This is a genomic window from Curtobacterium sp. BRD11, from assembly GCF_031844345.1.
Lineage (GTDB): Bacteria > Actinomycetota > Actinomycetes > Actinomycetales > Microbacteriaceae > Curtobacterium.
In genome coordinates, this window is sequence record NZ_JAUZUZ010000001.1 from 265959 (window position 1) to 288587 (window position 22629).

The window sequence follows — 22629 nt, forward strand, 5'->3', positions numbered from 1 at the left end:
CCTCCGGCACCGGCCGCACGAACTAGGATCGAGGGGTGGCTGGCAGGATCGCGCGGAACGACATCGACGAGGTCCGCTCGCGTGTCAACATCGCCGACGTCGTCGGCGACCACGTCACGCTGAAGTCGGCGGGCGTCGGCTCGCTGAAGGGGCTCTGCCCGTTCCACGACGAGCGCTCCCCGTCGTTCCACGTGCGGCCGCAGGTCGGCCGGTACCACTGCTTCGGGTGCGGCGAGGACGGCGACGTCTTCGAGTTCATCATCAAGATGGACCACACGACGTTCCAGGAAGCGGTCGAGCGCATGGCCGCGAAGATCGGCTTCACGCTCCACTACGAAGAGGGCGACGGCCCGCGCACCGACTACAACCAGCGCGCGCGGCTGATCGCCGCGAACGAGGCAGCGCTCGAGTTCTACCAGTCGCAGCTCACCTCGGCGGCTGCCGAGCCCGCGCGACGCTTCCTCGGGGAGCGCGGCTTCGACCCCGCCGCAGCACAGCACTTCGGCGTGGGTTTCGCGCCGCAGTCGTACGACGCCACGCGTGAGCACCTGCGGGGCCGTGGGTTCTCGATGGACGAGATCCTCGCGGCGGGACTCGCCGGACAGGGTGACCGCTCGCCGTACGACCGGTTCCGCGGACGCCTCGTGTGGCCGATCCGTGACGTGACCGGTGCGACGATCGGCTTCGGCGCGCGTCGACTGCTCGACGACGACAAGGGCCCGAAGTACCTCAACACCCCCGAGACGCCGATCTACCACAAGAGCCAGGTCCTCTACGGGCTCGACCTCGCCCGCAAGGACATCTCCAAGGGCAAGCAGGTCGTGATCGTCGAGGGCTACACCGACGTCATGGCGTGCCACCTCGCCGGTGTGACGACCGCCGTCGCGACGTGCGGCACCTCGTTCGGTGTCGACCACATCAAGGTCCTCCGGCCGATGCTCGGCGACGTCAGCGGTGCCGACCCGAACGCCAACGGCGAGGTGGTCTTCACGTTCGACCCCGACGAGGCCGGGCAGCGTGCCGCCTCGCGGGCGTTCGCCGAGGAGCAGCGCTTCGCCGCGCAGACCTACGTCGCGGTGGCTTCCGGCGGACTCGACCCGTGCGACCTCCGACTCGCGCGGGGCGACGACGCGATCCGCCGGCTCGTCAGCGCGAAGCGCCCGATGTTCGAGTTCATGATCCGTCGGACGCTCGACGGCCACGACCTCGAGACCGTCGAGGGGCGGGTCAGCGCACTGCGGGCCGCCGCGCCGGTCCTCGCCGGGATCCGCGACCGCTCCCTCACGCAGGGGTACGTCCGCGAACTCGCCGGGTGGCTCGGCATGGACATCCCGGACGTCCGGCGGGCGGTCGACTCGGCGCGTCAGCGCGCGTCCGCAGCGCGCACCGACCGGACGGGAGGCCCGGTGCCGGTCGGTCAGGCCGGTCCCGGTGGTGAGCTGGTCGCCCCGCCCGAGGAGCCCGTGGCCGGTCTGCGGCTGCTGCCGAACGACCCGATCACCCGGATGGAGCGCGACGCCGTGATGGCGATGGTGCAGCAGCCCGGGTACGTGGGCGCACCGCTCATCTGGCTCGCGGCCGGCGCGACGTTCTCGGCGCCGATGCTGTCGGTCGTGCGGGACGCCGTGGTCGCCAACGTCGACTCGATCGGCGCGGGGGACTGGCTCGACCGGTTGCTGCAGGACGTGCCGGCGCCGTTCCGCGGTCTCGTGCAGGAGCTCGCACTCGCACCGATCCCGGCTCGCACCGACGAGGACCTGGCGCTCTACGCCCGGAGCATCGTCGTGGCCCTGGTCGAGCGGGACCTGCTCGCCCGCAAGGCCTCGCTGCTCGGGCAGTTGCAGCGGGCCGACCCGCACGAGCAGTCCGACCGGCGCGCCGAGATCCAGCGCCAGCTCGTCGACATCGACGCGCAGCGGATGCGCCTCCGCGCCGACGCCGAGGCGGCAGCGCAGGGCTGAGCCGTCCCGCGAGGGGCGGCAGCGCGTCGTCGCCCGGCCACTCGTGCTGGCCCGCACGGTCGCGCGGCCACTCGTGCTGGCCCGCACGGTCGCGCGGCCACTCGTGCTGGACCCCAGGGTCGCGCGACCTGCCGCGTGCGGTCGATCTGGTCGCAGGACTCGCCGCCGCGACCCGAACTGAGCGGCAGGTCACGCGACCAGGGCGCGAACACCATCCGCCGTCGCCGTCGCCGTCGCCGTCGCCGTCGCCGCCGTCGCCGTCGCCGCCGCCGCCGCGGGCAGGGATCGCCGCGTGGATGACGTCGAGCGGGTGGGGATCGGTGCCCGGAGACGCCGAGGGTGACGTAGTCCGCCCGCTCGGTGTCCCGCAGTGGCCCGGCCGCTCGCACTGGCCGTTCCGGTCGCACGACGTGCCGTGTGCGGTCGTCCTGGTCGCACGACCCGCCGCCGCGGCCCGAACTGAGCGGCAAGTCGTGCAACCCGAACGCGAGCACCACCGACCGGCGCAGAGCGGGCAGGACGTGCCGCGCGCGTGACGTCGAGTGGGTGGGATGTGTCGACCGAGGAGGTCGAGCGTGACGGATCTCGCCCGCTCGGCAGCGGGCAGCGGGCAGCCGGCAGCGGGCAGCGGGCAGCCGGCAGCCGGCAGCGGGCAGCGGGCAGTCGGCTCGGCACTCGGCAGCCGCTCGCCCGCCCGCCCGGTGGGCAGCAGCGGCCCGACCTCCGGCCCCCCGTTGCACCACGCAACTTTCGTGCGCGACACGCCGCTCCGTGACGCGTGCATCATGCGCCACGCGACGCGGTCGTGCATTACAAGGGTGTAAACAAATGTCCCTCGAATCGTGGACTTCCGTGTCAGGGTGGTACCAATGAGCGTTCCCGGCGGGCCTCACAGTCGATCCACCGCCCTCCGCGGGACCCCTTGCGAACCATCACCGAGAGAGAGAGCGGACATGGCATCCGTATCCAAGTGGGGCAGGCGCGGCATCGCGCTCGGCGCCGGGGCAGCAGCGACGGCGCTGGTGCTGACGGGCTGCGCGAGCAGCAGCGTCTCCGACACCGACCTCAACGGCCTGAGCATCGGCACGACGGACAAGGTCACGTCCCTCGATCCGGCCGGGTCCTACGACAACGGCTCCTTCGCCGTGCAGAACCAGGTGTTCCCGTTCCTGATGAACACCCCCGTCGGCAGCCCCGACGTCAAGCCGGACATCGCCGAGAGCGGCGAGTTCACGAACGACACGACCTACACGGTGAAGCTCAAGAGCGGGCTGAAGTTCGCGAACGGCAACGACCTCACCTCGAGTGACGTCAAGTTCTCGTTCGAGCGCGAGCTGAAGATCAACAACGAGAACGGTCCGCAGTCGCTGCTCGCCAACCTCAAGAGCATCGAGACCCCGGACGACACCACGGTCGTCTTCAACCTCGACCACGCCGACCAGACCTGGCCGCAGGTGCTCTCGAGCCCCGCAGGCCCGATCGTCGACGAGCAGGTCTTCTCGGCGGACGAGCTCACCCCGGCGGCGGACATCGTCAAGGGCAAGGCGTTCGCCGGGCAGTACGAGATCACCTCGTACAAGGAGAACGACACCATCCAGTACTCGGCGAACCCCGAGTACGACGGGCTCCTCGGCAAGGCGAAGACCAAGGAGGTCACCGCCAGCTACTACACCAAGGAGACCGACCTGAAGCTCGCCGTGCAGAAGGGCGACGTCGACGTGGCGTACCGCTCGCTGACGCCGACCGACATCGCCGACCTGCGCAAGGACGACTCCGTCAAGGTCACCGACGGCCCCGGTGGCGAGATCCGCTACCTGGTCTTCAACTTCAACACGCAGCCGTTCGGCGCGAGCCAGTCCGACGCGGACGAGGCGAAGGCCCTCGCCGTGCGCCAGGCCGTGGCCGACGTCGTCGACCGCGAGAAGATCGCGAAGGACGTCTACAACAACACGTACTCGCCGGTCTACTCGATGGTGCCGGACGGCCTGACCGGTGCCGCGAAGCCGTTCGAGGAGCTCTACGGCAACGGCAAGGGCGGCCCCGACGTCGACAAGGCGAAGGAGACGCTGTCGAAGGCCGGTGTCACCGGCAAGGTGCAGCTCGACATCCAGTACGCGCCCGACCACTACGGTTCGACGTCGGACGACGAGTACGCCGAGCTCAAGACGCAGCTCGAGAACTCGGGCCTGTTCTCCGTGAAGATCCAGTCGACGGTCTACACGACCTACGCGCAGGAGCGGACGAAGGACTCCTACCCGGTGTACCAGCTCGGGTGGTTCCCGGACTTCTCGGACGCCGACAACTACCTGTCGCCGTTCTTCACGAAGGACAACTTCGTGCAGAACCACTACGACGACCCGGAGATCCAGAAGCTGATCTCCGAGGAGCAGCAGGAGTCCGACAAGGACAAGCGCGCGCAGCTCATCGAGCAGGCGCAGGAGCGCGAGGCCACGCAGATCTCGACGCTGCCGCTCATGCAGGGCAAGTCCGTGGCGGTCGCGGGCAAGGACGTCAAGGGCCTGACCCTCGACTCCTCGTACAAGTTCCGCTACGCCACCCTCTCCAAGTAAGACCGGCGTCGGCCCACGGGGGCGTTCCCACGAGGAGCGCCCCCGTGGCCACGTCCCGAACGGCACCGAAAGGCACCCGTCCCCGTGACCCTCAGCACCCCCGAGGCGACACCGGAGCTGGCCACCGACCCCACCAAGCCCCAGGCACAGCGACGTGCCCGTGGGCAGGGCGGCGGGCTCGGTCGGTACATCCTGGTCCGCTTCCTCCTCATCTTCCCGACGGTGTTCATCCTGGTGACGCTCGTCTTCTTCCTGATGCGCGTCATCGGGAACCCGATCACCGCCTCGGTCGGTGGCCGTCTGACGCCCTCGCAGCTCCAGGAACGTCTGCACGCCGCCGGCTACGACCGGCCGGTCATCGTCCAGTACCTCGAGTACCTCGGCGGCATCGTGCGCGGGGACTTCGGCACGACGTCGACCGACAACCGTCCGATCACCGAGGTCATCGTCACGTACGGCGGCGCGACCGCGGAGCTGGTCTTCTACGCGCTCATCGTCGCCCTCGTCCTCGGCATCCCGCTCGGCATGCTCGCGGCGTACGTCCGCGACAAGTGGCCGGACGTGCTGTTCCGAGCGCTCGCGATCCTGACGTACGCGACGCCGGTGTTCTTCGGCGGTCTGCTCCTCAAGCTCGTCTTCTCCGTCTGGCTCGGCTGGCTGCCGCTCGGTGACCGCGCCTCCACCCGGGTGTCGCTCATCCTCGACAACATCCCGGGTGCCACCGGCATCTACCTCATCGACGCACTCCGCACCGGCAACGCGCAGGTGATCGGCGACGTACTGTCGCACGCCGTCCTGCCCGCGCTGACGCTCGGCCTGCTCACCGCCGGCATCTTCCTGCGTCTGGTCCGTGCCAACATGATCGGCTCGCTCGGATCCGAGTACGTCGACGCGGCCCGCTCGCGCGGCGTCCGGGAGGCCCGGCTCGTCCGGACGCACGCCTTCCGTCCGGCGCTGGTCCCGATCATCACCGTGATGGGTCTGCAGATCGCCATGCTGCTCGGTGGGTCGGTGCTCACCGAGACCACGTTCGGCTGGCGCGGGCTCGGTTTCCAGCTCAACCAGTACCTGTCGGCCCGCGACTTCGTCGCGGTCCAGGGCATCGTCGCGATGCTCGCCGTGATCGTCGCCGTGACGAACTTCGTCGTCGACGTCGTCGCGGCGCTGATCGACCCGAGAGTGAGGTTCTAGCGATGGCCGACACCTCGCTCGTCGACCGCCACGAGCCGCTCTGGAAGCGGCTGCCCGTGGTGGTCCAGCTCCGCAGGAGCACCGGCTGGCAGCGCGCCATGCTCATCACCGGCGTGGTCATCTGCGCCCTGTACCTGATCGTCGCCCTCGCCGCGCCGCTCATCGCCCCGTACGGCTTCGGTCAGCTGCAGGGCGCCGACGGCCAGGGCTTCCCGCGCACCGCCCCGCCGAGCGCCGAGCACGTCTGGGGCACCACGGTCGGTGGCTTCGACGTGTTCAGCCGCGTCGTCTTCGGCGCGCGCACCGCGGTGCTCGTCGTCATCGTCGCGGTCGTCGTGTCGATCACGATCGGGGTCATCCTCGGCATGGTGTCGGGGTACGTCGGCGGCTGGCTCGACCGGGTCCTCGTCGTCGTCGCCGACGCGATCTACGCGTTCCCCTCGCTGCTGCTCGCCATCGTCGTGTCGATCGTCATCTCCGGCGGCAACTCGAGCTACACGGGCGGCATCGTCGCGGCGGCGATCTCGATCACCGTCGTCTACGTCCCGCAGTACTTCCGGGTCGTGCGTGCCGAGGCGGTGCGCCTGAAGAACGAGGCGTTCGTCGAGTCCGCGCGGGTCATCGGCACGAACCCGTGGCGCATCATGACCCGCCACGTGCTGCGCAACAGCACCAGGAGCCTGCCGCTCATCCTGACGCTGAACGCCTCCGACGCGATCCTCACCCTGGCCGGCCTCGGCTTCCTCGGGTTCGGCATCGGCCCGACCAGCGGCGCGGAGTGGGGCTACGACCTCAGCCGCGCGCTGTCGGACGTCGCGTCGGGCGTCTGGTGGACCGGTGTGTTCCCCGGCGTCGCGATCGTCGTGCTCGTGCTCGGCGTGACCTTCATCGGCGAGAGCCTCAACGACATCTCGGACCCGCGCCTGCGCGCCCGGAGGAGGCTGAAGCAGCTGGTCTCGCGGAAGCAGGCCGCCAGCACGGAAGGGGCGACGGCATGACCGACGCAGCGAACGACCAGCAGGACCGACCGGTCGCGGTCGTCGACGACCTGACCGTCACCTTCGCGACCGACGGCGGTGCCGTCGACGCGGTCAAGGGCGTCAGTCTCGACGTCCGTCCGGGCGAGGTCCTCGCGCTGGTCGGCGAGTCCGGCTCCGGCAAGTCGGTCACGGCCCGCAGCATGCTGCGGCTGATGCCCGAGACGGCGACGCTCGGTGGTGCGGTGTACCTCGACGGCACCGACGTGGTCAGCGTCGGGTCGGCCAAGCTCCGCGAACTCCGCGGCACGGCCGGTGCGATGGTCTTCCAGGAGCCGTCGACCGCGCTCAACCCGGTCTTCACGGTGGGGTGGCAGATCGCCGAGGGCCTCCGGGCGCACGGCGGCGTCTCGAAGAAGGACGCCCGCGCGAAGGCGATCGACTACCTGCGACGCGTCGGCATCCCCGACCCGGAGACGCGGGTCGACCACTACCCGCACCAGTTCTCCGGCGGGCAGAAGCAGCGCGTTGTCATCGCGAGTGCACTGGCCCTCGAGCCGAGCGTGATCATCGCCGACGAGCCGACCACCGCGCTCGACGTCACCGTGCAGGCCGAGATCCTCGACCTGCTCCGGCGCTGCCGCGACGAGTTCGGCGCCGCCATCGTCATCATCACGCACAACATGGGCGTGGTCGCCGACCTGGCCGACCGGGTCGCCGTCATGTACCAGGGCGAGGTCGTGGAGGAGGCACCGGTCGCGCAGCTCTTCGCGGACCCGCAGGCCGACTACACGAAGCGCCTGCTCGCCGCCGTGCCCCGGCTGGAGGCCTCGACCGGGACGGCCCGCCGAGCGGTGATCGCGACCGACGTCGAGCCCCTCGTCAGCGCGAAGGGGCTCGAGATCGAGTACCCGGGCCGCCTCGGTTCGCCCGCCTTCAGGGCCGTGAAGGGCGTCGACCTCGACGTCCGTCCCGGCGAGGTGCTCGGGCTGGTGGGGGAGTCGGGCTCCGGCAAGACGACGATCGGTCGGGCCATCGCGGGGCTCACCCGCGTCACCGGCGGGTCGCTCGAGGTCCTCGGCACCGAGATGCTCGGGTACCGCGAGCGGGACTTCAAGCGGCACCGCAAGGACATCGGGTTCGTGTTCCAGGACCCGGCGACCTCGTTCAACCCGCTGCTCACGATCGCCGAGTGCGTCGCCGAGCCGCTCGTCGTGCACGGCGAGGTGCGGAACCCCCGAGCCGCCCGCAAGCGCGTCGGCGAGTTGCTCGAGATGGTGCAGCTCCCGGCGTCCTACGGCGACCGGTACCCGCACGAGCTGTCCGGTGGCCAGCGGCAGCGCGCCTCGCTCGCGCGTTCGATCGCACTCCGGCCGAAGCTGCTCATCGCGGACGAACCGACGAGCGCGCTCGACGTGTCGGTGCAGGCCCGCGTGCTGGAGCTCTTCCTCGAGCTGCAGCAGGACCTCGGGTTCGCGTCGCTGTTCATCAGCCACGACCTCGCGGTCGTCGGCGCACTGTCGGACCGCATCGCGGTGCTGTACCGCGGCGACCTGGTGGAGACGGGCACCACCGCCGAGGTCCTCGGTGCGCCGAAGCACCCCTACACGCAGCGGCTGCTCGCGTCGCTGCCCGTGCCGGACCCGGCGGAACAGGCGGAGCGACGGCGTACGCTGGTGGCACTGGAGAACGCCGGGTCCTGACCCGACGCGACCGGCCGGGAGGCACGGCGTTGCGTCGTCGACGCACGCCGCGCCTCCCGGCCGGTCACCTCCGGCGAACCACCGACGACGCGACACCGGTCCGTCGCGCAACCGCCGCCAGGGGGCGGCGCGGAAGGGGACCCATGATCGCGGTGAACGGCCCGGCGGTCGTCGCAGACGACGTCTCGATCGAGTACCGGGGCGTCCGCGGATCGGAGCCGATCCGCGCGGTCGACGGGGTCAGCCTGACCGTCCGCCAGGGCGAGATCCTCGCGCTCATCGGTGAGTCCGGTTCCGGCAAGAGCACCTTCGCCGCCGCGATCGCCGGGCAGCTCGGCGCGACCGGCGAGGGCGAGGGTGCGCACCGGCGACAGATCGTCGGCGGTGAGCTCACCGTGCTCGGTCAGCACGTGCGCGGGCTCCGCCCGTCCTCGCGGAAGGCGCAGCGGCTGACCGGCCGCATCGGGTACCTGCCGCAGGACGGCGCCGACCGGCTGAGCCCCGACCTGACCGTGGGCGAGGCGATCGCCGAACCGATCTACCTGCGCGACCGGCGGTTCGACCGCAAGGAGGCCGGGCTCATGGTCGCGCGACTGGTCGACGCCGTGCACCTGCCCCTCGGCATCATGCGCCTGAACACGTGGGAGCTGTCGAGCGGGCAGCGGCAGCGTGTCGCCCTCGCACGCGCGCTCATCCTCGAGCCGCAGCTCCTCGTCGCCGACGAACCCGCACGCGGCGTCGACGTCCTGGTCCGTCAGTCGGTGCTCGAGGCCCTGACGAACCTGCAGCGCGGTCGGCAGTTCTCGGCCGTCGTGGTGTCGAGCGACCTCCGCGAGGCCCGCGCGCTCGCGGACCGCGTCGGTGTGCTCGCCGAGAGCCGCCTGGTCGGGCTCGGCACCTTCGACGAGGTCCTCGACAACCCCGTCGACCCCTACGTGCAGACGCTCGCCGCGACCGCGTCACGCCCCGTGAAGCGTCGTCCGACCGCGACCACCGCCCCGCGGCGCTCGTCCGCCCCCCGTCGTCCGGTCGGTGCCGGGGCGGGCACCGCTCCCCGGACCGAGCGTCAGGAGAACGCATGAGCACCACGACCGCACACGACACGGCGAGCAGCCGCGGACACCGCGCGGTCGTCACCGACGCGGGCGCCCCGCTCCCCGTCGACGCACCCACGGCCGGACCGGTCGCGATCCTGCCGACCGCGGCCGACCTGCACGCGGACGCCGTGCGGGCCGCCGGCGGCACGGTCGGCGACCTCGGCGCGGACACGCGGGGGATCGTCTGGCTCGACGCCCGTGACCCCGACGGGCTCGCGGCGGCGTTGGACCAGGGGGCCTCGGTCGGCTGGGTCCAGCTGCCCTTCGCGGGCGTCGACGCCTTCGCCCACCTGATCCAGGAGCACGGGGACCGGGTGCTCTTCACGTCGGCCAAGGGCGCCTACGCGGAACCCGTCGCCGAGCACGCCCTCGCGCTGACGCTCGCGACGCTCCGGGTGCTGCAGAAGCGCGCCCGCGCGACGTCCTGGGCGACCGAGCCGGAGGGCGTGTCGCTCTACGGGCGGAACGTCGTGGTGATCGGCGCGGGCGGGATCGCCCTGGAGTACATCCGGCTCGTCGCCCCGTTCGAGGTCTCCGTGACGGTCGTGCGCCGCTCGGACGACCCGGTGCCGGGAGCCGACCGCACGGTCACGACCGACGCCCTGGACGAGGTGCTGCCCGACGCCGACGTGGTCGTGGTCGCGGCAGCCATGACCTCGGGGACGGCGAAGCTGCTCGACGCGCGTCGGTTCGGACTCATGAAGCCCTCGGCGCGTCTCGTGAACATCGCGCGCGGGGGACTGGTCGACACCGACGCGCTCGTCGCGGCGCTGCGCGAGGGCACGATCGCCGCCGCCGGCCTCGACGTGACGGACCCGGAGCCGTTGCCCGACGGCCACCCGCTCTGGGACGAGCCGGGTGTGGTCGTCACGCCGCACCAGGCCGACACCCCGGACATGGTCGCGCCGCTGCTGGCCGAGCGCGTCCGGGCGAACACCGCCGCGTTCCTGTCCGGCTCCGGTGACGGGTTCGTCGGCGTCGTGGATCCCGTCGCGGGCTACTGAGCACCGACGGCGCCGGGCCCGGCCGGGGAGCTCGACGACGCGGCACGCCCGGGATGCGCGGCCGATGCGCGGAGCGGGCTCGGGGTGCTGCTATGCTGTTACCCGTTGTTCGCACCACATTCGCCAGCGGACAGTGATCCTCGATAGCTCAATTGGCAGAGCAGCCGGCTGTTAACCGGCAGGTTGTTGGTTCGAGTCCAACTCGGGGAGCGACAGGCCCTCACCCTCCGGGGTGGGGGCCTCTTGCGTTCCCGGGGTTCGGCGCCCTTGCCGCTACCGCGAGACTCGGCTCCGCGGACGGTTTCTCGGGCACCGGACCACGAACGTGTCCGCACGGCCGAGTCTCGCGCGGAGCCGGCGCTGGGCGGCGGCCGGTGTTCGGCTTCCGGCTGGCTCGCAGGCGCCGCCCGGTCGCAAGCTGTTAGCGTTCACAGGTGATCACCGTGCGCCGGACCCTCGCCGCGGCGTTCGTCGTCCTCGGAGCGGTGGCGCTCACCGCGTGCACCGCCGGGCAACCGGAGCCGGAGGACTCGCTCGACTCCGCAGCACGGTCCGAGGTCTCCGCGACGGGCAGCGCGCCGATCGTCTTCGCGTTCGTGTGCAGCGGCGCCGCGGACGGCAGCAGCGACACGACGGGTGTCGACGCCGACGGCACTGGGGAGACGTACACGACGTACGCCGCCGTGTGGGAGGCCGAGCGCACCGACTGCCGGGCCGAGCGCATCACCGGCACCGAGATGTCGGCGCAGCAGCGGGCCGCGGTCCGGGCGGCCGACGGTACCGCCACGCTCGAGGAGCTCGCGGCGACCTGCGCGGAGCGCGGAGCGTCGCCGTGGCGTGACGGCGTCTCGACGCCGGACCAGGCCGAGCTGGCGGCCGGACTCGTCGCGTACTGCCCCGGTCACCCCGACCGGGACCGCCTGCAGGAGTCGCTGACGGCCTACCGGGGCTGAGCCGGGCCTCCCGGCCGACCGCCGGTGCCGCCCTGGGACGTGCGCCGGAGCCGACCGCGCGGTCAGCCCTCGGGGTGGTCGCGACCGGGGAGCCAGGACTTGCCCGGGCCGCCCCAGCTGCTCTTGCGGATCGCCTTCGCGACCTGCTTGCCGTACGGGTGCACGAGCCGGTCGGCGTACAGGTAGCCGTCCAGGTGGTCGTACTCGTGCTGGAAGACGCGGGCGAGCCACCCGTGGGCCTCGACCTCGAAGGGCTCCCCGTGCTCGTCGACCGCACGGAGCAGGGCGCCCTCGGCCCGACGCAGCGGGAAGCGCTCACCCGGGATCGAGAGGCAGCCCTCGGACTCCTCGTCCTCGTCGAGCTCCTCGACCGTCTCCGGCACGGGCGGAGTGGTCCAGAGCACCGGGTTGATCGCGACCCCGCGGTGCAGGACCTCGTCGTCGTCGGTCCACGAGTACACGAACAGGCGCTTGCCGACCCCGACCTGCGGACCCGCGAGACCGACCCCGGGGGCGAGGTCCATCGTCTCGTACATGTCCTGCACCAGTGCGCGGAGGTCGTCGTCGAACGCGGTGACCTCGGCAGCGCGCTCGTGGAGGACGGGTTCGCCGGTGATGCGGATGGGGAGGACGGGCATTCACCCAGGTTATCCGGCGAGGACCGGTAGCCTCGTCGCGTGACGACGGACCTCCCGATCCCGGACGCGGTCAACCTGACCCCGTTCCAGGCCCTGATGATCCCCGTCGCGCTCGTCGGTGCGGTCTTCCTGTCGCTCGGAGCGCAGTTCCAGAGCCGCGGGGTGCAGCGCGTCGAGGCCCGGCTCGGTCGGCAGTCGAAGGGGCTGTCGGTGCGGCACGTCCTCGGGCTGCTCGGCAGCGGCTGGTGGGTGCTGGGCACGCTCATGCTCGGTCTGGCCGTCGTGCTCCAGCTCATCAGCATCACGAACGCCCCGCTCATCGTCGTGCAGCCGCTCGGCGCCGTCGCGCTCGTCATCACCACGTGGTTCTCGTCACGGTCCTCCGGGGTGCCGCTCGGACAGCAGGCGCGACGGGCGGTCTGGACCTGCATCATCGGTGTCGGGATCTTCGTCGGCATCGCCGCCGTCGTCGGCCGCGAGAGCGCGATCACCCACGAGCAGCTCGTGACGATCCTGGTGGTGCTGGCGATCGTCCTGGTGGCCGTGTTCCTGTCGTTCCGCTTCGCGGCGAAGCGGGCGAGCGCCATGTACTACATCGTCGTGGCCGGGGTGCTCTACGGCTTCGTCGCGACGCTGGCCAAGGTCGTGCTGAACCGGTTCCTGCACGGCACGTTCGACTGGCTGACCGCGATCGCCGTCGTCGGGGTGATCGTCGCCGCGGTGCTCGGCGGGTACTTCGTGCAGAACGCGTACTCGAGCGGGTCCGCCGACCTGGTGATCGCCGGCCTCACCGTCATCGACCCGATCGTCGCCGTGGGCATCGGCGTGATCGTGCTCGGCGAGGCTGCCGGGGCGCCGTGGATCGCGGTGGTCGGCTTCCTGGTCGCTGCGGTGATCGCCATCACGGGCGTGTTCCTGCTCGCGAAGCACCACCCCGAGACGCGGCGCTGACCGCGGTCGGCTCGCGGCGTGGGCGGTCGTGTCCGCGGTTGCTGACAGCGTCGGTCGTCGTTGTCAGCCGTCGGCGTCGTCCGCGCGGCTGACGCGGTTGCTGACGGCGTCGGTGGTCGCTGTCGGCCATCGGCGTCGTCCGCGCGGCTGACGCGGGCGCTCGGGCCCGTGCGGTACCGTCGAGGCCCGACCAGCAACCGCCCACGAGAGGACGATGCCAGCCGTGTCAGAGGACGCCACCACCGCCACCGCCGAGTCGACGGGTGCGACGGGCGGGTCCCGACCGCTGCGCGTCATGATCGCGGCCGACACCTTCCCGCCGGACGTCAACGGCGCCGCGACCTTCGCCGAGCAGCTCGCCGTCGGGCTCGCGGAGCGCGGCCACGAGGTCCACGTCGTGGCCCCGGCGTCGAGCGCCCACCACGGCACGTTCGACGAGGAGCACCGCGGCGTCGTCCTCACCGTCCACCGGCTGAAGTCGTACAAGTGGCCGTGGCACGCGTGGCTCCGCTTCGTGTGGCCGTGGAGCGTCCGCAAGTGGACGGGTCCGATCCTCGACGCCGTCCAGCCGGACGTGCTGCACATCCAGTCGCACATCGTCATCGGGCGCGGCATCGTGCAGGAGGCCCACGAGCGCGGCATCCGCATCGTCGGCACCAACCACTTCATGCCCGAGAACCTGCTCGAGTACGTCCCGTTCGGCCGTCGCACGCTGCCGATCGCGCTGAAGATCGCGTGGAACGACGCCGCCAAGACCTACCGGCTCGCCGACGCCATCACGACGCCGACGGTGCTGGCCGCGGACTACCTCCGCGAGGCCATCGCCGGGCAGCAGGTCCTCGCGATCTCCTGCGGCATCGACGCGTCGCGCTACAGCGCCCGCAGTGGTCGCCCCGCGGGGAACGACATCGTGTTCGTCGGCCGGGTCGCGCCGGAGAAGAACCTCGACGTGCTCGTCCGAGCGCTCCCACTGCTGCCGAGTGAGCTGCACGCGACGCTCACCATCGTCGGTGGCGGCGAGATGATCCCGAAGTTGAAGACGCTCGTGCAGGAACTCGGACTCGAGGACCGGGTGCGCTTCGCCGGCTTCGTGTCGGACGAGGCGAAGCGCCAGGCGCTGACGAACGGCACCGTCTTCGCGATGCCGTCCACCGCCGAGCTGCAGAGCATCTCGTCCCTCGAGGCGATGGCGTCCGGGCTGCCGGTGGTCGCCGCGGACTCGATGGCACTGCCGCACCTCATCGACGGCAACGGGTACCTCTTCACGCCGGGCGACGTGCAGGACCTCGCTGCGAAGCTCGCACAGGTGCTGCAGGCGTCCGACGACGACTACCAGGCGATGCGGGAGCGCAGCCTGGCCATGATCGAGGCACACGACATCAACCGCACGCTCGCGACGTTCGAGTCGCTGTATCGTGGGGAGTCGGTGGCCTGACGGTCCCCGACGAGGGGCGGTAGCCAAGCTGGTCAAGGCACTCGGCTCATAACCGAACGATCGCGGGTTCAAGTCCCGCCCGCCCTACGTGCACCTGCCGCGACGACGTGAGACCCCCGACGACCACGCGCCGACCCCGAACGTGACGTTCGAGGCGACCCGGGTCGGCACCGGCGTGCGCGTGAACGCGTTCCGCATCGGCTTCATGGGAGCCCTGGGCGTGCTCATCGCCCTGCTGGCCGGCGTGATCGTCCAGCAGCTCAGCACGGTCCTGGTCTACATCGGCGTCGCGCTCTTCCTGTCGCTCGGCATCGACCCGCTGGTGTCCTTCCTCGAACGGTTCATCCCGCGCTGGTCGGCGATCACGATCGTCGTCGTGGGTGTCCTGTCCGCCTTCGCCGGCGTCGTGTTCGCGGTCGTCCCGATCCTCATCCAGCAGGCGACGAACCTCGTCCAGAACTTCCCGGAGATCGTCCAGGACATCTCGCAGCAGGAGTGGGTCCAGGACCTGTCACAGCAGTTCGCCGGCGCCGTCGACGTCAACCACGCGCTGGAGTCGCTGCAGTCCTTCGTGGAGGACCCGGGCAACCTCCTCAGCCTCGGTGGCGGGATCCTGGCGGTCGGCAGCGGTATCCTGTCCGGCCTGACCGGCGCGATCATCGTCATCATCCTGATGCTGTACTTCCTGGCGTCGATGCGGGGCCTGAAGTCGATGGCCTACCGCTTCGTGCCGGCGACACGTCGGCAGAACTTCGTCGACGTCAGCGAGCAGATCACCCAGGCCGTCGGCCGCTACGTCGTCGGACAGATCAGCCAGGCGCTGATCAACGGCATCCTCAGCCTCGTGTTCCTGCTCATCATCGGTGCACCGCTGCCCGTGCTGCTGGCGACCTTCGCGTTCCTGGGCTCGCTCATCCCGCTCGTCGGCACCCTCGCCGCGGCGGTCGTCATCTCCCTGCTCTGCCTGTTCGCCTCGCCGGCCACGGCGCTCGCGGCCGCGATCTACTACCTCGTCTACATGCAGGTCGAGGCGTACCTCATCTCCCCGCGCATCATGTCGCGCGCGGTGCAGGTGCCGGGCGCCCTGGTGGTCATCGCCGCGGTCGCCGGTGGCACGATCGGCGGGGTCCTCGGGGCGCTCGTCGCCGTGCCGGTCGCCGCGTCGGTGATCATCATCGTGCAGAAGGTCATCTACCCCCGCCAGGAGCAGTCGTGAGCACCGTCGACCCGGACCTGGCCGAGCACGTCGCGGCCCGCGATGCCTGGGCCCGCAGCGCGCGCGGCCCGCTCGCCCTGGTGAACGCGCAGCACGTCGACCGCCCGCAGCCCGTGTGGCCGGTCGCCGGGCAGTGGGCACCGGTCCCTGGTGGTCTCACCGTCACCGCCGCGGCGGCGGACGGCGTCGTGGTCGACGGCGTCCCGGTGGACGGCACGGTGCTGGTCGCGGGTGACACCGCCGTCGTGCCGTCGACCGTCGCCTTCGCCGACGGGCTCGCCGGCACGGTGCACGGCTCCACGCTGCGCGTCTGGGACCCGGCCTCCGACGCGGTCTCCCGCTTCGCACGCATCGCCCGGTTCGCCCCGCGGCCGGGCGGGTGGGTCACGGCCGGCAGGTACGAACCCTGGTCCGGTCAGGAGGCACCCGGTCACCTCACCGACGCCGCCGGCGACCCCCTGCCCGTCACCGGGACGATCGAGACCACGGTGGACGACGTTCCCGTGCGGCTCACCGCGGTGCGGTCCGCGCCGTTCCAGGGCCGGCCGCGGTTGCAGCTCATCGTGCAGGACACCACCAGCGCCCTGCCCGAGGGCGACCCGGGCAGCTCGTACTCGATGGGACGCTTCCTGTACCTGCCCGAGCCCGACGGCGCGGCCGAGGTCGCGCTCGACTGGGACCGGCTCGTCCTGCCGCCCTGCGCGTTCTCGTACCAGTACGCCTGCCCGGTGCCCCCGGAGGAGAACCGCCTCCCGGTCGCACTCACCGCGGGGGAGCGGCACCCCGTCGACGAGCAGGGCGCCGTCCTGCACTGAGGCCCGCCCGGTCCGCCCGCGCGGTCTGCTCGCCGGGTGTGGCGTTCCCAGCGCGGACGCTGCATAATGGGCGTGTCCGCAGGGACATCACAATCTGATACCGATGGTTCCGCTACCGGGACTCCGCACCACAGGTCGATGGGGAAGTCGCACCTGACGAAGCGGAGGAATCGTGAACGGAACGACGACAGGGGTGCTGTACGTGCACTCCTCACCACGCGCGCTCTGCCCGCACGTCGAATGGGCGGCCGGTCGCGCGATGAGCCGCGCCGTGAACTTCTCGTGGCTCGACCAGCCCGCACTCGACGGCTCCCGCCGGACGGAGTTCACGTGGACGGGCCAGGTCGGCACCGGTGCGGCGATCGCCTCTGCCCTGCGCGGGTGGGAGCACCTGCGCTACGAGGTCACCGAGGAACCGACCGCGCAGTCCGACGGCGGGCGGTGGATGCACACGCCCGACCTCGGCGTCTTCTTCGCGCAGACCGACGTGTCCGGCAACATGGTCGTCCCCGAGGACCGTGTGCGCTACGCCATGGAGGTCGCCGGCAGCAACGCCCTCGAACTCCACCGCGAACTCCGTCTCGCCCTCGGGCAGGCCTGGGACGACGAGCTCGAGCCCTTCCGGCACGCCGCCGAGGGCAACCCCGTCGTCTGGCTGCACCGCGTCGGCTGACCCCTCCCGCGCCCTCCGCGCCACTCGGACGCCGCCCGCTCCCTCCGGAGTCGGCGGCGTCCGTCGTCCCCGCGTGGGGCACGCTTGTCGTCGAGGAGCTGTGCCCTGGCCTCGTTCAGGTCGCACGACGTGCCGCCTGCGGACGTCCCGGTCGCAGGACACGCCGTCGTCGCGGAACATGAGCGGCAGGTCGTGGGACCGGAACGGCCCGGGCACCGGCGGCCGATGGACGGGACCCAACCCGTGACGGACGGAGGCCCGCCCTGCGGACGCAGGACGGGCCTCCAGGCCGACGACGGGTCGGCGACGACGGATCAGGCCGTGCGGAACGCCACCACGGCGTTGTGTCCGCCGAACCCGAACGAGTTGCTCACCGCGAGCAGGTCACCTGCGGGCAGCTCGCGCGGCGCGGTCGCGACGTCCATCACGATCTCCGGGTCCTGCTCGGTCAGGTTGATCGTCGGCGGCGCGACGCGCTGGTGCAGCGCCATGACCGTGAACGCGGCCTCGATCGCACCCGCACCGCCGAGCAGGTGCCCCGTCGACGCCTTGGTGGCCGAGACGACCACGTTGTCGAGGTGGTCGCCGAAGACGCGGCGCATCGCGTGGTACTCGGCCACGTCGCCGACCGGGGTCGAGGTGGCGTGGGCGTTGACGTGGACGACGTCCTCGCGGGCGGCGTCGGCGTGCTCGAGCGCCGTGATGACCGCGCGGGCGGCGGCGCTGCCCTCGGGGTCCGGCGCGGTGATGTGGAAGGCGTCCGAGGTGATCCCGGCACCGGCGACCTCGGCGTAGATCGTCGCGCCGCGGGCCTCCGCGTGCTCCTTCGACTCGAGGATGAGCGCTGCGGCGCCGTCGCCGAGCACGAAGCCGTCGCGCGTGACGTCGTACGGACGCGAGGCCGTCTCGGGGGAGTCGTTCCGTCGCGAGAGTGCCTGCATCGCGGCGAACGCGGCGAGGGGCAGCGGGTGCAGTGCGGCCTCGGCGCCACCGGTGATGACGATGTCGGCGTCGCCGTCGGCGATGTGGCGGTAGGCCTCGGCCAGCGACTCGGTGGACGAGGCGCAGGCGGAGAGGTACGTGCGGGCACCGCCGCGCGCGCCGAACTCCATCTCGATGGCGGCGGCGGGGCCGTTCGCCATGAGCATCGGGACCGTCATCGGCATGACGCGACGCGGACCCTTCTCGCGCAGGGTGTCCCAGGCGTCGAGGAGCGTGTTGACGCCGCCGATGCCGGTCGCCCAGTCGACGACGAGGCGCTCGGGGACGACGGTCTCGGGGTCGATGCCGGCGTCGGCCCAGGCCTCACGAGCGGCGACGAGCGACAGCTGCGACGAGGGGTCGAGGCGCTTGGTCTCCGGGCGCGTGAGCTGGTCCGTGAGGAAGCGGCGTGCCTGGCCGGCGAACTCGACGGGGATCTCGAGCGACGAGTAGCGCTCGTCCTCGATGCGGGTGATGCCGGACTTGCCGGCGAGCAGCGCGTCCCAGGTCTCCGGGGCGGTCGCGGCGAGGGGTGTGATCGCACCGATCCCGGTGACGACGACGGTCTTCTTGGTCATGGAACGACGTGTCTTTCGTGTGGACTGGTCGAGCGCCGGTGGACGCCCGTCCGTGTGGTCGAGCGCCGGTGGGCGCCCGCCCGGTGTGGTCGAGCGCCGGTGGGAGCTCCACCGCTGGTGGACGAGGTGAGCGCCGCGGCCCGCGGGATGTGCGCGGTCCGCGGCGCTCAGGAAGCTCGCGTCAGGCCTGGGCCTTCGTGATGTAGTCGACGGCGTCGCCCACGGTCTTGAGGTTCTTGACCTCTTCGTCCGGGATCTTCACGTCGAACTTCTCCTCGGCGTTCACGACGATGGTCATCATCGAGATCGAGTCGATGTCGAGGTCGTCGGTGAACGACTTGTCGGCGGCGACGGTGTCGGTCGCGATGCCGGTCTCGTCGTTGATCAGCTCGGCCAGGCCGGCGAGGACTTCTTCGTTGGACAGGGCCATGGGTGTTCTCCTTGAGGGGGGTGTCGTTTGACCGTGGACCAGCCTAGGGCACGAGTGGTACGGGTGCCCGGAGCCGAGCCGGGATGGGGGACTAGGGGAGGACGACGACCTGCGCGCCGAACACGAGACCGGCACCGAAGCCGATCTGCAGCGCGAGACCGCCGGAGAGCTCGGGGTGCTCCTCGAGCAGGCGGTGCGTGGCGAGCGGGATGCTCGCGGCGGAGGTGTTGCCGGTGGTGGTGATGTCGCGGGCGATCGTCACCGTCTCGGGCAGGCCGAGCTGCTTGGCGAACTCGTCGATGATGCGGATGTTCGCCTGGTGCGGCACGAACGCGGCGAGGTCCTCCGGACGGACGCCAGCGGTCTCGAGCGCCTGCCGCGCGACCTTGACCATCTCCCAGACGGCCCAGCGGAACACCGTCTGACCGGCCTGGCGCATCGTGGGACGCGGGGCTCCGGCGGCCCACTCGTTGTACGTCGCCGTCATGCCGATGGCGTCCCACTTCGAGCCGTCCGAGCCCCAGATCGTCGGGGCGATGCCGGGGAAGTCGCTCGGGCCGACGATCGCGGCACCCGCACCGTCACCGAGCAGGAACGAGATCGAGCGGTCGGTCGGGTCGACGACGTCGCTGAGCTTCTCGGCCCCGACGACCAGCACGTGGTCGGCGAGCCCGGACTTGATGAACGAGTCGGCCTGGGCGATGCCGTACGCGTAGCCGGCGCAGGCCGCGCTGACGTCGTAGGCCGCCGCGGGCGTCGCGCCGATGCGCTCCGCGAGCAACGACGCCATCGACGGCGTCGCCACGGTGTGGGTGACGGTGCTGACGAGCACGACGCCGACCTGCTCGGGCGTGATGCCGGCCTTCTCGATGGCCTCGCGCGCCGCGGCCTCGGCGAGGTCGACCGCCTCGACGTCGGCGCCGGCACGCTTGCGCGTCACGATGCCGGTGCGCTGGCGGATCCACTCGTCGGAGGAGTCGATCGGACCGACGAGGTCCTCGTTCGGCACGACGTGCTCACCGCGGGCGGCACCGAACGCCATGATGCGGGTGTACTCGTGGCCGCGACGCTGCTGCAGCACCGGACGGGAGGCGCGGGGCGCGTCGGTCCCGTCGGCTGCGGGGGACGGCGTGGTGGCGTCGGTCATGCGGTTGCGTCTGCTTCCTCGCCTGCGGGCTGCTCGCCCACCGGCTGATCGTCCGGGACGGCTGCTGCGCGCGCGTCCTGCTCGAGGAGCTCGACGGCGGCGGGCAGGTCGTCGGGGGTCTTGACGGCGACGGTGGGCGTGCCGCGCAGGCCACGCTTGGCCAGCCCGACGAGCGCGCCCGCCGGCGCGAGTTCGATGATGCCGGTGACACCGGCGGCGGAGAAGGACGCCATGACGGCGTCCCAGTGCACGGGGCTCGCGATCTGGCGGACCATCAGGTCGACGAACCGTCGGCCGTCGTCCACGCGCGATCCGTCGGCGTTCGTCCAGATCGGCAGCGTCGGGTCCTGCACCGACGCCCCGGCCGCGACCGGTGCGACCCGGTCGACCGCGGGGGCCATGTACCGCGTGTGGAAGGCGCCGGCGACGGCGAGCGGCACGACCCGGGCGCGAGCCGGCGGATCGGCGGCCAGTGCTGCGACGGCGTCGGCGGGACCGGCGACGACGGTCTGGCCGCCGCCGTTGTGGTTGGCCGGCACGAGCCCGTGCTGCTCGAGGGCTGCGGCGACCGCGTCGGCGTCGCCGCCGAGCACGGCGGCCATCGACGTCGGCTCCAGCGCTGCGGCGTCCGCCATCGCCCGGCCGCGCTCGGCGACCAGCGCGACGGCGTCGGTCGGCTCGAGGATCCCGGCGACACCGGCGGCGGTGAACTCGCCGACCGAGTGTCCGGCGACGCCACCGACCAGGGCACGACGGCCGTCGGCGAGCAGGGCGTCGGCGGTGACGAGCCCGGCAGCCACGATGAGCGGCTGCGCGAGGGCGGTGTCCTTGATGGTGTCCGCGTCGGAGTTCGTGCCGTGCTCGACGAGGTCGACGCCGATCGCCTCGGACCACGCTCCGACGCGGTCACGGACGGCGGAGTCCTCGAGCCAGGGGGCGAGGAAGCCGGGGGTCTGGGAGCCCTGTCCGGGCGCGACGACGACGATCACCGGTCAATCCTCGTCGCCGCGCCGCTGTCGGCCCGTGTGGACATCCGACAGCGATCCGGCGGGGACGTTGTGCGATCCCTACCGTCGGGTCAGCGACGCGGGGGCAGGCGCCGCCGACCGGCGTTCGACTCGGACATCGCGCCGAGGATGAGCGCCGACTGCACGATCAGGGCGTCACGCGCGTGGGTGGCGTCCCACCCGATGACGTCGGCGACGCGGCGGAGCCGGTAGCGCACGGTGTTCGGGTGCACGAACAGCTCGCGCGCCGTCGCCTCGAGCGACCGGCCGGTGTCGAGGTAGCACCAGAGCGTCTGCAGGAGCTCGGTCGACTGGTCCTTGAGGGGGACGTAGATGCGCTGCACCAGTGCCGACCGAGCGAGCGGGTCACCCGCCAGGGCCCGCTCCGGCAGCAGGTCGTCGGCGAGTGCCGGACGGGGAGCACCGCGCCACGCACGTGCGACGGCGAACCCGGCGAGGGCGCCCTTCGCGCTGGTCGAGGCGTCGACGACCCCGGGGACCTCGTTGCCGAGCACCAGGTGCCCCTCGCCGAACGACGGTTCGAGGGCCTGGGCGATGGCGGTGAAGGACACCGGCTCCTCGCCCTCGGGGACGTCGTCACGCGGGGTGGCCCGCCCGATGACGACCACGAGCCGAGAGCCCTGCACGCCGATGAGCACGTCGGCGTCCATGTGGCGCGCGGTGCGGCGGATCTGGTCGACCTCGAGCTGCTTCGGTGCGTTCCCGACGAGCACCGCGACCTCGCCGTGGCCGTGCCAGCCGAGCGCGGCGATGCGGGAGGGCAGCTCGTCGTCGTACTCGCCCGACAGGATCGAGTCGACGACCAGTGCCTCGAGCCGGGCGTCCCACAGGCCGCGGGCCTCGGCGGCGCGGGCGTAGACGTCGGCCGCTGCGAAGGCGATGTCCCGCGAGTACTTCAGGATCGCTTCCTGGAGCATCTCGTCGTCCTTCGCGCGCTCCTCGACCACGGTCACCACGACGCGGATGAGCTGCAGCGTCTGCTGCAGGCTCACCGAACGCAGGAGCTCACGCGGGGCGGACCCGAAGACGTCGGCGGCGGCGATCCACGGGGTCGACGCGGTGCCCTCGAGCCAGGAGATGAACGAGGTGATCCCCGCCTGGGCGACGAGGCCCACGGCGGACCGGCGCCCCGGGGGCATCTCGCTGTACCAGGGCAGGGTGTCCTCGAGCCGCTTGATCGTGGCGGTCGAGAGTTCGCCCGACACCTGCCGGAGCCAGGAGAGCGCGCGTTCGCGGTCCCTCTCCTGGCCCACGGCAGCGTCGGTGCGGGGTGTGCTCACC

Annotated in this window: 19 protein-coding genes and 2 tRNA genes; 15 read left to right on the top strand and 6 right to left on the bottom strand. The window is 71.7% G+C overall.

Annotated features, from left to right (window positions below; genetic code table 11):
• Positions 1 to 35 precede the first annotated feature (35 nt).
• The 9 genes from dnaG to Q9R28_RS01190 all read left to right on the top strand — a co-directional run bounded on the left by dnaG (position 36) and on the right by Q9R28_RS01190 (position 11456).
• Complete coding sequence (gene dnaG / locus Q9R28_RS01150; RefSeq protein ID WP_311205317.1) at positions 36 to 1961, top strand: DNA primase; 1926 nt, start codon at positions 36 to 38, stop codon at positions 1959 to 1961.
• Positions 1962 to 2914: 953 nt separating this feature from the next.
• Entirely contained in the window at positions 2915 to 4531 is a 1617-nt protein-coding gene (locus Q9R28_RS01155; protein WP_311205318.1) for an ABC transporter substrate-binding protein, read from the top strand.
• 84 nt (positions 4532 to 4615) lie between these two features.
• Positions 4616 to 5722, top strand: coding sequence for an ABC transporter permease (locus tag Q9R28_RS01160; protein WP_209682997.1), 1107 nt, complete (start codon positions 4616 to 4618; stop codon positions 5720 to 5722).
• Positions 5723 to 5724: 2 nt separating this feature from the next.
• Positions 5725 to 6720 (top strand): ABC transporter permease, encoded by a 996-nt coding sequence (locus tag Q9R28_RS01165; protein ID WP_066653922.1) that lies wholly within the window; start codon positions 5725 to 5727, stop codon positions 6718 to 6720.
• Positions 6717 to 8402: an ABC transporter ATP-binding protein gene (locus Q9R28_RS01170; protein ID WP_251160100.1), complete on the top strand. Its 1686-nt coding sequence runs from the start codon at positions 6717 to 6719 to the stop codon at positions 8400 to 8402. The genes Q9R28_RS01165 and Q9R28_RS01170 overlap by 4 nt, the downstream gene beginning before the upstream one ends.
• A 143-nt stretch (positions 8403 to 8545) precedes the next feature.
• The gene (locus Q9R28_RS01175; protein WP_251154962.1) at positions 8546 to 9484 is read left to right on the top strand and encodes an ATP-binding cassette domain-containing protein; all 939 of its coding nucleotides are present in this window, start codon (positions 8546 to 8548) and stop codon (positions 9482 to 9484) included.
• A complete protein-coding gene (locus tag Q9R28_RS01180) occupies positions 9481 to 10503 on the top strand; it encodes a D-isomer specific 2-hydroxyacid dehydrogenase family protein (RefSeq protein ID WP_251154963.1) in 1023 nt (340 codons plus the stop codon). Before Q9R28_RS01175 ends, Q9R28_RS01180 begins: the two co-directional genes overlap by 4 nt.
• Positions 10504 to 10640: 137 nt before the next feature.
• A tRNA-Asn gene (locus tag Q9R28_RS01185) sits at positions 10641 to 10713 on the top strand.
• 224 nt (positions 10714 to 10937) lie between these two features.
• Positions 10938 to 11456, top strand: coding sequence for a hypothetical protein (locus Q9R28_RS01190; protein WP_251154964.1), 519 nt, complete (start codon positions 10938 to 10940; stop codon positions 11454 to 11456).
• A gap of 62 nt (positions 11457 to 11518) precedes the next feature.
• Here Q9R28_RS01190 and def read toward each other — a convergent pair whose 3' ends face one another.
• Complete coding sequence (gene def, locus Q9R28_RS01195; protein WP_066653925.1) at positions 11519 to 12094, bottom strand: peptide deformylase; 576 nt, start codon at positions 12092 to 12094, stop codon at positions 11519 to 11521.
• Positions 12095 to 12133: 39 nt separating this feature from the next.
• On the opposite strand from def, the gene Q9R28_RS01200 reads away from it, so the two are divergent.
• The 6 genes from Q9R28_RS01200 to Q9R28_RS01225 all read left to right on the top strand — a co-directional run bounded on the left by Q9R28_RS01200 (position 12134) and on the right by Q9R28_RS01225 (position 17184).
• Positions 12134 to 13045, top strand: a complete 912-nt coding sequence (locus Q9R28_RS01200; RefSeq protein WP_174234721.1) for a DMT family transporter — start codon at positions 12134 to 12136, stop codon at positions 13043 to 13045.
• A gap of 214 nt (positions 13046 to 13259) precedes the next feature.
• Entirely contained in the window at positions 13260 to 14480 is a 1221-nt protein-coding gene (locus Q9R28_RS01205) for a glycosyltransferase (RefSeq protein ID WP_285841192.1), read from the top strand.
• Positions 14481 to 14493: 13 nt separating this feature from the next.
• Positions 14494 to 14567: transfer RNA gene (locus Q9R28_RS01210), tRNA-Ile, on the top strand.
• A 7-nt stretch (positions 14568 to 14574) separates the two neighbouring features.
• A complete protein-coding gene (locus Q9R28_RS01215; RefSeq protein WP_200884164.1) occupies positions 14575 to 15696 on the top strand; it encodes an AI-2E family transporter in 1122 nt (373 codons plus the stop codon).
• Entirely contained in the window at positions 15693 to 16511 is an 819-nt protein-coding gene (locus tag Q9R28_RS01220) for a DUF1684 domain-containing protein (protein ID WP_066653927.1), read from the top strand. The genes Q9R28_RS01215 and Q9R28_RS01220 overlap by 4 nt, the downstream gene beginning before the upstream one ends.
• A gap of 193 nt (positions 16512 to 16704) precedes the next feature.
• Positions 16705 to 17184, top strand: coding sequence for a DUF3145 domain-containing protein (locus Q9R28_RS01225; RefSeq protein ID WP_081984811.1), 480 nt, complete (start codon positions 16705 to 16707; stop codon positions 17182 to 17184).
• A 314-nt stretch (positions 17185 to 17498) separates the two neighbouring features.
• Here the strand turns inward: Q9R28_RS01225 and Q9R28_RS01230 are convergent, their stop codons facing one another.
• The 5 genes from Q9R28_RS01230 to Q9R28_RS01250 all read right to left on the bottom strand — a co-directional run bounded on the left by Q9R28_RS01230 (position 17499) and on the right by Q9R28_RS01250 (position 22601).
• Positions 17499 to 18743 carry a beta-ketoacyl-[acyl-carrier-protein] synthase family protein gene (locus Q9R28_RS01230; protein WP_311205319.1) on the bottom strand — a complete coding sequence of 415 codons (1245 nt, stop codon included), beginning with the start codon at positions 18741 to 18743 and terminating at the stop codon, positions 17499 to 17501.
• A gap of 181 nt (positions 18744 to 18924) precedes the next feature.
• A complete protein-coding gene (locus tag Q9R28_RS01235; RefSeq protein ID WP_058729431.1) occupies positions 18925 to 19173 on the bottom strand; it encodes an acyl carrier protein in 249 nt (82 codons plus the stop codon).
• Between the two features lie 91 nt (positions 19174 to 19264).
• Positions 19265 to 20320, bottom strand: a complete 1056-nt coding sequence (locus Q9R28_RS01240; protein ID WP_200884140.1) for a beta-ketoacyl-ACP synthase III — start codon at positions 20318 to 20320, stop codon at positions 19265 to 19267.
• Positions 20317 to 21309 carry an ACP S-malonyltransferase gene (locus Q9R28_RS01245; protein WP_251160095.1) on the bottom strand — a complete coding sequence of 331 codons (993 nt, stop codon included), beginning with the start codon at positions 21307 to 21309 and terminating at the stop codon, positions 20317 to 20319. The genes Q9R28_RS01240 and Q9R28_RS01245 overlap by 4 nt, the downstream gene beginning before the upstream one ends.
• 89 nt (positions 21310 to 21398) lie before the next feature.
• Positions 21399 to 22601, bottom strand: coding sequence for a CdaR family transcriptional regulator (locus tag Q9R28_RS01250; RefSeq protein ID WP_200884165.1), 1203 nt, complete (start codon positions 22599 to 22601; stop codon positions 21399 to 21401).
• Between the last annotated feature and the right edge of the window lie 28 nt (positions 22602 to 22629).

Coding starts and splice junctions, on each gene's coding strand:
- Q9R28_RS01155 (WP_311205318.1), top strand. CDS start 2,915: ATGGCATCCGTATCCAAGTGGGGCAGGCGCGGCATCGCGCTCGGCGCC.
- Q9R28_RS01165 (WP_066653922.1), top strand. CDS start 5,725: ATGGCCGACACCTCGCTCGTCGACCGCCACGAGCCGCTCTGGAAGCGG.
- Q9R28_RS01170 (WP_251160100.1), top strand. CDS start 6,717: ATGACCGACGCAGCGAACGACCAGCAGGACCGACCGGTCGCGGTCGTC.
- Q9R28_RS01175 (WP_251154962.1), top strand. CDS start 8,546: ATGATCGCGGTGAACGGCCCGGCGGTCGTCGCAGACGACGTCTCGATC.
- Q9R28_RS01180 (WP_251154963.1), top strand. CDS start 9,481: ATGAGCACCACGACCGCACACGACACGGCGAGCAGCCGCGGACACCGC.
- def (WP_066653925.1), bottom strand. CDS start 12,094: ATGCCCGTCCTCCCCATCCGCATCACCGGCGAACCCGTCCTCCACGAG.
- Q9R28_RS01205 (WP_285841192.1), top strand. CDS start 13,260: ATGCCAGCCGTGTCAGAGGACGCCACCACCGCCACCGCCGAGTCGACG.
- Q9R28_RS01230 (WP_311205319.1), bottom strand. CDS start 18,743: ATGACCAAGAAGACCGTCGTCGTCACCGGGATCGGTGCGATCACACCC.
- Q9R28_RS01235 (WP_058729431.1), bottom strand. CDS start 19,173: ATGGCCCTGTCCAACGAAGAAGTCCTCGCCGGCCTGGCCGAGCTGATC.
- Q9R28_RS01240 (WP_200884140.1), bottom strand. CDS start 20,320: ATGACCGACGCCACCACGCCGTCCCCCGCAGCCGACGGGACCGACGCG.